Annotated in this window: 10 protein-coding genes and 1 tRNA gene; 9 read left to right on the top strand and 2 right to left on the bottom strand. The window is 53.4% G+C overall.

Annotated features, from left to right (window positions below):
• The 7 genes from ABNS66_RS15435 to ABNS66_RS15405 form a co-directional block, all read left to right on the top strand.
• On the top strand, positions 1-1,047 hold a 1,047-nt coding region (locus ABNS66_RS15435; protein ID WP_348655385.1), incomplete at its 5' end, for a 30S ribosomal protein S1.
• Positions 1,048-1,151: 104 nt separating this feature from the next.
• Positions 1,152-1,445, top strand: coding sequence for an integration host factor subunit beta (locus ABNS66_RS15430; RefSeq protein WP_027872800.1), 294 nt, complete (start codon positions 1,152-1,154; stop codon positions 1,443-1,445).
• Between the two features lie 77 nt (positions 1,446-1,522).
• A complete protein-coding gene (locus tag ABNS66_RS15425) occupies positions 1,523-1,813 on the top strand; it encodes a lipopolysaccharide assembly protein LapA domain-containing protein (RefSeq protein WP_204997051.1) in 291 nt (96 codons plus the stop codon).
• A 5-nt stretch (positions 1,814-1,818) separates the two neighbouring features.
• The gene (locus ABNS66_RS15420) at positions 1,819-2,991 is read left to right on the top strand and encodes a lipopolysaccharide assembly protein LapB (protein WP_286836673.1); all 1,173 of its coding nucleotides are present in this window, start codon (positions 1,819-1,821) and stop codon (positions 2,989-2,991) included.
• Positions 2,992-2,997: 6 nt separating this feature from the next.
• On the top strand, positions 2,998-3,699 hold the full coding sequence (pyrF, locus tag ABNS66_RS15415; protein WP_286836671.1) for an orotidine-5'-phosphate decarboxylase: 702 nt from the start codon (positions 2,998-3,000) through the stop codon (positions 3,697-3,699).
• A 70-nt stretch (positions 3,700-3,769) separates the two neighbouring features.
• On the top strand, positions 3,770-4,741 hold the full coding sequence (locus tag ABNS66_RS15410; RefSeq protein WP_286836669.1) for a DHH family phosphoesterase: 972 nt from the start codon (positions 3,770-3,772) through the stop codon (positions 4,739-4,741).
• Between the two features lies 1 nt (position 4,742).
• On the top strand, positions 4,743-6,515 hold the full coding sequence (locus tag ABNS66_RS15405; protein WP_286836668.1) for an SLC13 family permease: 1,773 nt from the start codon (positions 4,743-4,745) through the stop codon (positions 6,513-6,515).
• 7 nt (positions 6,516-6,522) lie between these two features.
• Here the strand turns inward: ABNS66_RS15405 and ABNS66_RS15400 are convergent, their stop codons facing one another.
• A complete protein-coding gene (locus ABNS66_RS15400; protein WP_286836667.1) occupies positions 6,523-6,855 on the bottom strand; it encodes a hypothetical protein in 333 nt (110 codons plus the stop codon).
• 169 nt (positions 6,856-7,024) lie between these two features.
• Here ABNS66_RS15400 and ABNS66_RS15395 point away from each other — a divergent pair, with 169 nt between their 5' ends.
• A complete protein-coding gene (locus ABNS66_RS15395; RefSeq protein WP_286836665.1) occupies positions 7,025-9,511 on the top strand; it encodes a TonB-dependent receptor in 2,487 nt (828 codons plus the stop codon).
• Positions 9,512-10,884: 1,373 nt separating this feature from the next.
• On the opposite strand, the gene ABNS66_RS15390 is transcribed toward ABNS66_RS15395, so the two are convergent.
• Positions 10,885-10,960, bottom strand: a tRNA-Asn gene (locus ABNS66_RS15390).
• A 199-nt stretch (positions 10,961-11,159) separates the two neighbouring features.
• Between ABNS66_RS15390 and uvrB the strand changes: the two genes are divergently transcribed.
• Positions 11,160-12,866 (top strand): excinuclease ABC subunit UvrB (gene uvrB, locus ABNS66_RS15385; RefSeq protein ID WP_348655384.1); only part of this gene is annotated, 1,707 nt, incomplete at its 3' end.

Here is a 12,866-nt window from a genome sequence, read left to right as displayed (position 1 = left end):
CTGGGCGGCATCGACGGCCAGCTGCACATCACTGACATGGCTTGGAAGCGCATTAAGCACCCAAGCGAAATCGTTAACGTTGGCGATGAAATTGACGTTCGCATCCTCAAGTTCGACCGCGAGCGCAACCGCGTATCTCTGGGTCTGAAGCAACTGGGCGAAGATCCCTGGGTGGCAATCAAAACCCGTTACCCAGAAAACAGCCGCGTGAAAGCCAAGGTTACTAACCTGACTGACTACGGTTGCTTTGCCGAGATCGAAGAGGGTGTTGAAGGTCTGGTTCACGTTTCTGAAATGGATTGGACCAACAAAAACATCCATCCTTCTAAAGTCGTACAAGTAGGCGACGAAGTAGAAGTGATGATCCTGGATATCGACGAAGAGCGTCGTCGTATTTCTCTGGGTATCAAACAGTGTCAGCAGAACCCATGGGATGCCTTCGGTTCTCAGTTCACTAAAGGCGATCGCATCAGCGGTGCCATCAAGTCGATCACTGACTTCGGTATCTTCATCGGTCTGGACGGCAACATCGACGGTCTGGTTCACCTGTCAGACATCTCTTGGAACGAGAGCGGCGAAGACGCGGTTCGCAAGTTCAAGAAAGGCGACGAGATCGAGACCGTTATCCTGTCTATCGACCCCGAGCGCGAGCGCATTTCTCTGGGTATCAAGCAGCTGGAAGAAGATCCCTTCTCTGACTACGTTGCCGTCAACGATCGCGGTAGCATCGTGACCGGTACTGTTAAAGAAGTTGACGCCAAAGCCGCAGTTGTTGTGCTGGCCGAAGAAGTTGAAGGTGTGTTGAAAGCGTCTGAAATCAGCCGTGACCGCGTTGAAGATGCGCGCAATGTGCTGAAAGAAGGCGAAGAAGTTGAAGTTAAGATCATCAGCGTAGATCGCAAAAACCGCGCTCTGAGCCTGTCTATCAAAGCGAAAGACATGGAAGACGAGAAAGAAGCGGTTAAAGCCCTGCGCGAGAAGGAAACTGAAGCTGCCCCTGCAACTATCGGTGACCTGATCAAAGCTCAGATGGAAAGCAAGGACTAAGTCCTAATGCTGCGGGCATTCTCTTGTGAATGCCCGTAACGTACTGGCTTATAAGCAAAAAAGTGCTAAGCTAGGCTTGATGTCGGAATTGACGGGATTAAGCAATGACCAAATCTGAGTTGATAGAGCTGATGGCTGAGCGTCAGCCGCAGTTATCTCACAAGGATATTGAACTGGCTGTGAAGACCATGATTGAGCATATGTCTCAAGTATTGGCGACTGGCAGCCGGATTGAAATTCGGGGATTTGGTAGCTTCTCTCTGCATTATCGCGAGCCTCGCATGGGACGTAACCCTAAAACGGGCGAAACGGTTCAGTTACCGGGAAAATATGTTCCACATTTTAAGCCGGGTAAAGAGCTTCGTGAGCGAGTAAACCAGAGTTTGATCTCGAGCTAAGGCAGCGTAGCTAGCCTTCTCTAAACAGAAACGGTATGGTCTTTGGCCATACCGTTTTTTTGTGGGTGTCATGTCAGATGCAGATTCTTAAGTCCATCTTCCTATTGCTGCTCATCGTTGCTGTTATTGCATTTGGACTGCTTTTTAGCATCGAGAACACAGCGTTGGTCCCGCTCAATATCCTCATTATGGAGTTGCCGGAACAGCGTATATCGACTTGGATGATCGCCGCCTTTTTTACCGGCGGTGTCTGCGGGATGTTATCTGCATCGCTGTTAGTGTTGCGCTTGCAGGCGAGCAGAATGCGTTTGCGTCGCAGCTTGCGGCAGCCTTCAACCCCGCCTGTGGAGGCCGGTCCTAGCCGCTAGCAGCAATGGAGCTATTGCTACCCTTTACCTTATTGTTCTTTGCCACAGCGCTGGGTTGGCTGTTGGGGAGGCGCTCGCAGAGTCGTTCGGGGGTCTCGGGAAAAGGTCGTGATGACGCCTATTACCACAGCCTGCGTTTTCTGCTCAGTGAGCAGCCTGGCACCGCTGTTGATGAATTCATTCAGGCCATTGCCGTCAATGAGCAGACCCTGGATACCCATCTTTCCTTGGCGCGATTAATGCGTGGCAAGGGCGAATTGGAAGCGGCTACGCGGATTCACCAGAACCTGTTGGCGCGACCCAACCTTCCCAAAAGTGGCTTGCAGCAGGTGCATCTGGAGCTGGCTAAGGATTACATATCCGCAGGCTTACACGACCGGGCTGAGCGACTATTGCGGGACTTGGTGGCGGAGGCGAGTGAGAACGAGGCCGAGGCACTTGACTACCTCCAGCAAATCTATCAGGCCGAGAAAGACTGGGAAAAGGCGATTGCCGTTGCGAGACGACGCTTGCCCAAGCGTGGCTGGCTACTTAAACAAAAAACTGACAGCGATCCGCAAGTTTCGGTGGCATTGAGTCACTATTATTGTGAGCTCGCCGACGAACGCGCCTCTGCTGGAGATTGGACTCAGGCGAAATCGATATTGCAAAAAGCGCGGGAGGCCGACGCCGAAAACCCGCGGGCGGCAATGTCATTGGCGAAGTTAGTAATGGACGAACAGCCCGAGTATGCGCTGAATTTATTGCACGCTGTCGCGGAGGGGCAACCCGCTTATGCCAGCGAAATACTGCCCCTGTTTCGCGATGCTTTCAGTCGTCTTGCCGATGCGCCGTCATACTCTCAGGCGCTGCGTGCGCTGGCACAGGTGACGCAGAGTTCAACCTTGCACAACGAGGTGGCGAAAGACTGCGAGAGCCTTGAGGCGGCGCGGGCCTACCTTAAAGACGCGGTGTCTCAGCGGCCGACGATAAAATTACTGTTGGCGCTGCTTGAGCGGGAGTTGGACGCAAGCGAATCCGGGCGAGAAATTGTGTCCGAGTTACATAGTTTATGTGCAAGTCGGCCCAGTTATTGTTGTCGACATTGCGGCTTTTCGGGTCGGAAACAACACTGGCTGTGTCCCAGCTGCGAGCAGTGGGGTACTATTGCGCCCATCCGTAGTAGCCAAGGCGATTAACTTTCCATGACCACGCATTCTCCTGTACTGGTTGCACTCGATGTCGCAACGGAAGAAGAGCTTCTTAAACTTGTTGATCAGCTTGACCCCAGCGAGTGTCGCGTCAAGGTGGGTAAAGAGCTGTTTACCCTATTTGGACCGAAGGTCTTGGATATCCTGCACCAACGCGGTTTCGAGGTGTTCCTGGATCTGAAATTTCACGACATTCCCAACACTGTGGCGGCGGCTGTGAGGGCGGCGGCTGAGCGTGGTGTGTGGATGGTCAACGTTCATGCCAGCGGCGGCTCAGCAATGATGAAGGCGGCGCGTGAGGCCTTGCAGCCCTATGGTGACAAGGCGCCGATTCTTATTGCTGTGACGGTACTGACATCCATGGGTGAGAATGAGCTGTCAGAGCTGGGCGTCGAGCGCAGCGCCGCTGAGCAAGTGAGTCATCTCGCCCGTTTGGCCCAAGACAGTGGCATGGACGGTGTGGTTTGCTCTGCACAGGAAGCCGAGAAACTCAGAGCAGAGCGTGGGGATGGTTTCTTGCTGGTTACGCCGGGTATTCGCCCCCGCGATAGTGCTAGCGATGATCAGCAACGCATTGCCACGCCGGAGGACGCCGTGCGAATGGGCAGCAACTATTTGGTTATTGGTCGTCCAATTAGTCGCGCCGCCGAGCCCTTGGCCGCGCTGCGTAATATTAACCGAGCGCTCGGTATTTGAGGTCACTCTGACTCTGGTCGGTGATAATGCCTCGAAAAATTGAATTACGAATACAGGGAATAGAACAGTAATGGCGGTAATTGATGTATTTAATGGTGATGCTGACGGCTTGTGTGCGCTGGTGCAGTTAAGGTTAGCCGACCCCCAGGAAAGCCAACTCGTCAGCGGTGTTAAGCGGGATATCGCCTTGCTTGATCGCGTAGAGGCTGGTGAGGGGGACCGGGTAACCGTGTTGGACGTGTCGCTTGATAAAAACCGGGAAGGGTTAACGGCATTGCTGGCCAATGGGGCAGAGGTGTTCTACGTCGACCACCACTTTGCAGGAGATATTCCAGAGCACGCGAAGCTGTCTACAAAAATCAATACCGCTGCAGACGTCTGCACCAGCTTACTGGTAAACGGATACCTGCAAGGTGAATACGCCCTGTGGGCAATTGTCGGCGCTTATGGTGACAACCTGCGTAAGAGCGCGCAAACCTTGGCTGCACAGCAAAATGTTGCCGAGGCGGACCTCGAAAAACTTGAGAATCTGGGAATCTATCTCAACTACAACGGCTACGGCGCCAGTTTGGATGATCTCCATTTTACCCCTACAGAGCTGTTTGCAGAGTTGCTACCGTTCAGCAATCCCCTCGACTTTATTGCCGATTCGGCAGGCACGTTTAGCAAACTGGAGTCGGGCTACCACAGTGATATGACCGCCGCCGCGCAATTGCCGCCGGTTCGCAGCAGTGATATTGCGGCAGTCTACGTATTACCCAATGAGCGCTGGGCGCGCCGCGTGAGCGGTGTATACAGCAATGATCTCGCCAACGCTCACCCGGACCGGGCTCATGCGGTGCTCACTGAAAAAGCCGATGGTAACTATCTGGTTAGCATTCGCGCGCCGCTCAACAACAAGCGCGGCGCTGATGAGTTTTGCCGTCAATTCCCAACAGGTGGCGGACGCGCAGCAGCGGCGGGTATTAACGACTTGGCCGGTGATACGCTCGAACATTTTTGCGAGCAGTTCGAGGCATTCTACCGGAGCCTAGCTGACTAAAATGCTCACCCTGGATGCTTGGCTGACACTGGCAGTGATCGCCGCCTGTTTGACGGCACTGATTTTCAGCCGGCGACCCGCTGACATGGTGCTGTGTGGTGGTGTCACCGTGCTGTTGCTGCTGGGCGTCCTAACGCCGGAAGAAGCGCTGGCGGGCATGTCCAATGAGGGTATGGTCACGGTGGGCGTGTTGTTTATTGTCGCCCAAGCCCTGTCAGAGACCGGTGTGGTGAGCTGGATTTCCAACAATGTGCTGGGGCGCCCCAAATCGGCCGGTGCTGCACAGCTGCGTTTGATGACGCCGGTGGCGGTATTTAGCAGTATTTTGAATAACACGCCGGTAGTCGCGATGTTAATCCCCGCGGTGCGGGACTGGGCAAAGCGCAATGGCTTGTCGGCCTCACAATTGATGATGCCGCTGAGTTACGCCGCCATTGTTGGCGGTACCTGTACCCTGGTTGGCACCAGCACCAACTTGGTGGTGAACGGCATGATGCTGCAGGTACTTCCTGAACAAGGGCTGGGCATGTTTGAACTGGCCTGGATCGGTGTGCCCTGCACCGTGCTGGTGATTCTTTTCGTGCTGCTATTTTCCCGGCGCCTGTTACCCAATCGAGGTGGTCGCGAAGAGCGGTTTGGCGATACCCGTCAGTACATCGTCGAAATGTTGGTCGAGCCGGGCAGTCCGGTAGTGGGGCAAAGTATTGAGGAGGCTGGCCTTCGTCAGTTGCCCAGTATGTTCCTCGTTGAAATTGTTCGGGCTCAGCAGATCCTCACAGCGGTCTCTCCAAGCGAAAAGTTATTGGCCGGTGACCAATTGGTTTTCGCGGGTGACGTTCGCTCGGTGGTGGAGCTGAAAAATATACATGGCTTAAAGTTGGCAGAGGAGCAGGTCTTTAAGCTTGAGGCTGGCAATCTAAACCGCTGCTTGGTTGAGGTGGTGATTTCGCACAACTTCCCTCAACTGGGGCGGCGTGTGCGCGATATGCGCTTTCGTAATCATTATGGTGCCGTTGTTATCGCGGTGTCCCGCAATGGCGAGCAATTAAAGGGAAAGTTGGGAGATATAGAGCTGGAGGCGGGCGATACCCTTTTGCTCGAAGCCCATGAGGACTTTGTTAGCAACCAGCGTTATTCACGCGATTTTCTGTTGGTGAGTGCCATTGAAAATTCTCGCCCTGTCCGTCATGAACATCGCCTGCGTGCTTCACTGATACTGTTGGGGATGGTGCTCAGTGTCGCATTCGGCTGGTTATCCATGCTCAAGGCGGCATTCCTCGCTGCCGGTTTAATGGTGATTACTCGCTGCATTCGCGCTAATGAAGCCCGCCGAAGTGTCGATTGGCAGGTTCTATTGGTGATTGCGTCTTCGATTGCCTTGGGTGGGGCGATGGAGAAAACCGGCGCGGCGTCAGCCATAGCGGAAGGTCTCGTTAACATCGCTGCGGGTTCGCCGGTCGCGACATTGGCGGCAATTTTTCTCGTGACAGCGTTGTTCTCCGCGGTGATTTCCAATCTTGCTGCGGCCGTTATCGTGTTCCCCATCGCCCTGGCGGCCAGTCAGCAGCTAGAGGTCAGTCTATTACCTTTTGCGGTAACCTTGATGATGGCCGCCTCGGCGAGTTTTGCCACGCCGATTGGTTATCAAACTAACCTGATGGTCTACGGGCCGGGAAATTATCGCTTTACCGATTTTTTCAAAATGGGGGTGCCGTTAACGGCGCTGGTAGGCGCAATGACGCTGCTGATCGTCCCACTCGTCTGGCCGTTTTAATCGCTGTTCAGCGCTGGCAGTATCGCTCAGTAACGCCCTTAACATTGTTGTTTTGCTCGAGTGTACGATGGTCGGTCACGGCAACGGCGACATCAATATTCGTGAAGCCATTTTGTACCAGTAGCTGGCAGGCCGCTTTGGCCAGGCTTTTGGCCTTGATCCGCTCAGTATTCGCGCTGAGCATCAGCCGGTTGTAACGAAGCCATACGGCCTTGTGAGTAGCAAAGGCCGGGGTATTTTCAAAGTAACGTTGCATCGCCGTATGGCCGTCGCTAAAGGTGGGCTCTGCCATTCCTGAATACGGCAGAAGCAGCGCCATCGTTATTATCAGATATTTCATTCCTACCTCAGCAGCCCATTGCCAGGGGCAGTGTACCGCGTTAATGCCCGGACCGGGAGTCTCCACAGTGGAGACTAGTCTAGGGCTGCTATGGCATTGATTGCTTTTATTGTGTCGTTATACTGATCCCCACCACTGAACAATAACAATAAACCGTTGTGGAGTGACTATGTCTCCTAGATTGCTATCGGTCGTGCAGGGCTTGGCCTGCGCCGCTATTTTGTTTCCTCTGTCATTTAGCTCGCATTCCGCGACCTTGGAAGAGGTCATCGTGACAGCGCAGCTGCGAGAGCAGAGCCTTCAAGATGTGCCTGTTTCTGTCAATGCGGTATCCGGCGAGAAACTGTTGGAGGCAGGGTTGAATAAGATTCAAGACCTCCAAGCCTATGTGCCAAATCTGACCATGTCAGAGAACGGTATTGGCACAGCCATATATATTCGCGGTATCGGCTCTGGAATTAATCAGGGGTTTGAACAGTCGGTGGGCATGTATGTGGATGGCGTTTACTACGGCCGCGCCCAGTTAGCGAGAGCGCCGTTTTTGGACCTTGCCCGCGTTGAAGTGCTGCGAGGCCCGCAGAATATCCTGTACGGAAAAAACAGTATTGCCGGGGCGATTAGCATTATCACAGCCAGCCCAGGAGACGAATTCGAGGGTTTTGTGTCGGCGGTCTACGAGCCGGAGTTTGATGAGGAGGTTATCGATCTTGCCCTGTCCGGGCCCATCAGTGACGCGATAGGCTTGCGCTTTGCAGCGCGAAAACGCGAGTTTGGTGGGTATATAGAAAATCTCACCTTGGGTCGAGACGAGCCTAACTATTCAGAAGAAACTGTCCGCCTCAAAGTACTTTGGGAAGCCTCAGACGAGCTGAGTCTGAGTGCGAAAATCGAGATTGGCAGTTTTGATGTGCTCGGCCGCCAAGTGGAGATCATTAACGACCAGCCTTCCGAAAGCACTAATCCGCTGTTTACCGGGCGTACTTACGCTGAGATAGCTGATAGTACCCAAGTACCGGGAGTGTTGGATATCGATAGTCACGACTCTGTACGCAATAACTTCCAGGACTTTAAGCGCTCTTCAAACGGTGACTACAGCAATAACGACACCATCAATGTGACCGTCAACGCCGATTGGTTTCGCGGTGGCCATCAGTTTACTGCGACGACGGCCTACGTTGCCTATGAATACGACGATCTCTGCGACTGTGACTTTACCGCCGCCGAGGGCTTTAAGCTGGTACTACAGGAAGACTATGAGCAGTTCAGTCAGGAGTTTCGTTGGATGTCCCCCATCGACGGCAACTGGGAATACATCGCTGGCTTGTATTTTCAGAAGAACTCGCTGTATTTTTTCGACAGCATCATCGTTGACTCAGACCTGATCGTGCAATTGCTCAACGCTGCTGATGCCACAGAAGGGGGCGCTCGGGGTGATCGCGACCCAAATCCCTTGGGTGGCTCGCCGGAGGAAATTCTCGGCATTGGTGATGCCGGTAATGCGATAGCGGGTTTAACCTCACCACGTGATTTTAACAGCGACTCCCTGCTGGGCTCCGGCTTTATGCAAGCGACCTGGAAGCTGCGCGACGACCTGCGCCTAACGTTTGGTGGGCGATACACCTATGAGCGCAAGACCGGTAGCCGCAAGTTTCGCTTCGGCAACCTAGACTATAGCGACCGCCCTTTCGGCGAGACCGATACCGTTGCGGCGATCAGCTTTGCCGCCGAGCGCCACGACCTTAGCGGCAAGCGAACGGAGTCCCAGCTATCGCCGTCCATTAACCTCCAGTTCGACGTCACCCCAGATGTGATGACCTATATCACCTGGAGCCGGGGCTTCAAATCTGGTGGATACGACGCTCGTTCCAACGCCTCGCCAAGTGCAGAGCCGGTTCCGCGCAACCCCAATGCTCCGGCGGATACGAGTCCTCGTCCGGTATTGATTGGTACCTTTGAGTACGAAGAAGAAGAGTCGGAAAGTATTGAGCTTGGCGCAAAAATGTCACTGTTTGACGGCGCTGCAGAGTTTAATATCGCACTGTTCAATACCCGCTACGACAACCTTCAAGTCAGCATCTTTGACGGCACGCTCGGCTTTAATGTCGGCAATGCCGCCAGTGCGGTAACTCAGGGCATAGAGCTCGACGGGCGCTGGCAGGTGACCGAGACTCTGATGTTGGCCGGCGCTCTGGCACTGCTTGATTTCGAGTTTGAAGACTACGAAAACGGTCAGTGTTTGGCGGGCCAGGCGCCCACCGCTGCTGATGGTATTAACTGTGATTACAGCGGCATGACTAACCAGTACGTTGCCGATTGGGCTGGCAATCTGCTAGCGGTATGGCGGGTGCCCATCAGCGATACGCTGGGTATGGCAATTAGCCTGGACGCGATATTTACCGACGACTACAACCCGGCGCAAAACCTCGATCCTGCAGTAGACCAAGAGGGCTATGTGAAATGGAATGGGCGCATTGGTATTGGCGCTATTGATGAAACTTGGGACGTCGCTCTCGTGGGTAAAAACCTCACGGATGAAGCCGTTATTACCTATGCCAGCGATACCCCCACGTCCTACACGATATTCGGTTCAAAGGGGCACTACGCCTTTCTCGAATCACCCCGCAGCATTGCCTTGCAGGCGAATTATCATTGGTGAAAAGTTTGCGGTAGTGAAGTGCTTGAGGAATCCCCGACGTTACTATGCTGACGTCTTATAAGCTGATGCGAGGTATCGAGCGCGTATAAAAATCGGAAAAATCCGTTTTAGCGCAAGATTTTCGTATCGTCCGCAAAGTTTTCGGAAGCCCGCGTACGATACCGTCGGTTTTGTGCAGGTGAGGCCCGGGATGAAATAGGCTGGCTAACTATTAAAAATTGAGCAATCGTGCGTTCCGAAGTGTTCTGCCAACGTTTGATGGGGTGAGTACAGTTTTTTGTTGATGCCCCGCGTGCGCTCTCGGCCTAATGAGTGTGGTTTTAATGGTTGAGTTTGTTGAACACCTCTACGACTTCTCCTCATTTAGAGCAAACTTTAGGTTTGATCAGTGATAATTTGGGAGAGCATGCCCATAAGAATAAAGGGCATCGACACGCCCGAACTGCGGGGGAAATGCCTGTCGGAAAAAGAGGCCGCCAGAGCTGCAAATAATTCAGTGTTGCCAAGTACGATGGCGGCAAAAAAGTATCTTGGTGCTAGTTGGAATGGGGCAGTAAACTGCCCCGGTGAAAGTGCTTAGCGGCTTGGATAGCCTCGAGTGTGTCCCACCACGCTCTCCCAGCGACCAAGTCGACGACGAGAGTACGGTGCTACATCCACGAGTTTTGGTTCATTACACTTACGCATAATCATCTCCGGATTCTTAAACCTGGATTCTTCCAGGTGAGCGGAGGGGTGAATTTGCTAAGCCACACGCATCGACCTATACTCGATGGCTGAAAGGATGTGTGGTCGCAATGGGTAAACCCCTAGTAACCATCGCACTTCATGAAAAGGGAGCGGTCTTGGCGGGCGGCTCCCTTTTTCAATTCTGCCGACTCAGTTTCCTGATCCGACACTCCTATATTAGATGCTGTTAGGGGCGGTCATGCAATTCGATCGACATAAAAAAAACTACGCGATTACCGACATACTGCTGGTGTATTTGCCAGTAAAACTGGACTTTCGCTGATATAAGGTTGGCGCCAGTGATTAGTTTGGGGGGGCGTCGTGATCGATTAGCGTTGGGAGCAGTTCTTTGGCTTCCATGCTCTCCCGCTTGGTCTGAGGCTCTTCAAGGTCTCTATTTCCGATTCAACCCTGTCCGGTTGGACTGCTTTGAGCCGTAGTGATTTGCCGTTAATGCGAGCGCTTCGCCTGGTCGTCTGGCGAGTAATAGCATCTGCGATCCTCCATGATCTGGCTTGATATTAGGCCAGCGGAGAGGCTTTTGCTTTGGGGGAGAGTGAGCACTTTTTGGATTGCCTATTAGACAGCTATTAGACAAACAACAAAAAAGGGTTACACCTTGCGATGTAACCCTTTGATTTGTTTGGCTCCGCCTGCTGGGCTCGAACCAGCGACCCAATGATTAACAGTCATTTGCTCTACCAACTGAGCTAAGGCGGAATAGCTGTCTCAACAGCTGAGGCCGCGCATATTAAAGGCCATTCTTTGGGGCGTCAAGCTTTTGGCCAAGAAAATTTTAAAAAGCATTTTTTCTAGCGTTTTCCTCTGCTTAGCCATCGCTTGAACGCGCTTCTGCGTACTCCCTCAACAATGGTGTAAACTGGCCGCTTTGCCAGCAATTCCAGTGTTGAGGAGAGTTATGGCTAAGCCCTTTCAAGTTGTTTCCAAGTTTGCTCCGGCCGGAGATCAGCCTTCTGCAATTAAGGGCTTGGTGGAAGGGGTGAACGCAGGTCTGCATGCGCAGACGCTGCTGGGGGTAACCGGTTCGGGTAAAACCTTCACCATTGCCAATGTGGTGGAACAACTGCAGCGGCCGACTATCGTAATGGCGCCCAATAAAACCCTTGCGGCTCAGCTTTACGGCGAGTTTAAAGAGTTTTTCCCGAATAATGCGGTGGAGTATTTCGTCTCCTACTACGATTACTACCAGCCCGAAGCCTACGTGCCGGCGTCAGATACGTTCATAGAGAAAGACGCGTCGGTAAACGACCATATTGAACAAATGCGTTTGTCGGCGACAAAGGCGCTGATGGAGCGTTCCGATGCCATTATTGTGTCGTCGGTATCATCGATCTACGGCCTGGGGGACCCCGAGCTGTATTTTAAAATGGTGCTTCACCTGGTGCGTGGTGAACGTATCGACCAGCGCAAGCTGCTGCGTCGCCTTGCCGAGTTGCAATACACCCGCAACGATATGGCCTTCCAGCGCGGCACCTACCGCGTTCGTGGCGATGTGATTGATATTTTTCCTGCCGAGAGTGAAAAGGATGCGGTGCGGGTCGAATTGTTTGACGACGAGATCGACAGCATCAGCGGTTTTGATCCGCTGACGGGCGAGTCTTATGGCAAGATGCCGCGGGTCACTATTTACCCGAAAAGCCACTATGTAACGCCGCGGGAAACGCTGCTGTCTGCAGTTGATAAAATCGAGCTAGAGCTTAAGGACCGTTTGGAACAACTGCGCAGTAATGAGCTGCTCGTCGAGGCGCAGCGCTTGGAGCAGCGCACCCGCTACGACCTGGAGATGATTCGCGAGCTGGGCTATTGCAACGGCATCGAAAACTACTCTCGGTATTTGTCTGGCAGAGAGCCCGGGGCGGCGCCGCCAACCTTGTTTGATTATTTGCCTGAAAATGCCTTGGTCGTCATCGATGAGTCTCACGTGACCATTCCACAAATTGGCGCGATGTATAAAGGTGACCGCTCCCGTAAAGAAACGCTGGTGCAGTATGGTTTCCGCCTGCCGTCGGCGCTGGATAATCGACCGATGCGCTTTGAGGAGTGGGAGCGCCTTGTGCCGCAGTTAATTCTGGTGTCAGCAACACCAGGGCCCTATGAAGAAGAGCACGCGGCGCGTGTCGTTGAGCAAGTCGTGCGCCCCACAGGGCTTGTTGATCCCGCCGTTGAGGTCCGTCCGGCCAGTACCCAGGTTGATGATCTGCTGTCAGAAATCAACGTGAGGGTGGAAAAGAAAGAGCGGGTGTTGGTCACTACCTTGACCAAGCGCATGGCCGAGGACTTATCTGAGTATCTCGACGAGCACGATATTCGCTGCCGGTATTTGCACTCCGATATCGACACGGTCGAGCGCGTAGAGATCATCCGGGATTTACGCCTCGGCAAATTCGACGTGCTTGTCGGCATCAATTTGCTGCGAGAGGGTTTGGACATGCCGGAAGTGTCGCTGGTGGCGATACTCGATGCAGACAAAGAGGGCTTTCTGCGCTCTGAGCGCTCTTTAATACAGACAATTGGCCGCGCGGCGCGAAACTTGAACGGCAAGGCAATTTTGTACGGCGATAATATTACCGGATCCATGCGCCGCGCTATTGACGAGACCGAGCGC

The organism is uncultured Spongiibacter sp. (assembly GCF_964011655.1).
GTDB classification, from domain to species: Bacteria; Pseudomonadota; Gammaproteobacteria; order Pseudomonadales; family Spongiibacteraceae; genus Spongiibacter; species Spongiibacter marinus.
The sequence above is the reverse complement of the archived record's forward strand: the minus strand, read 5'-3'. Positions and strand labels throughout refer to the sequence as shown.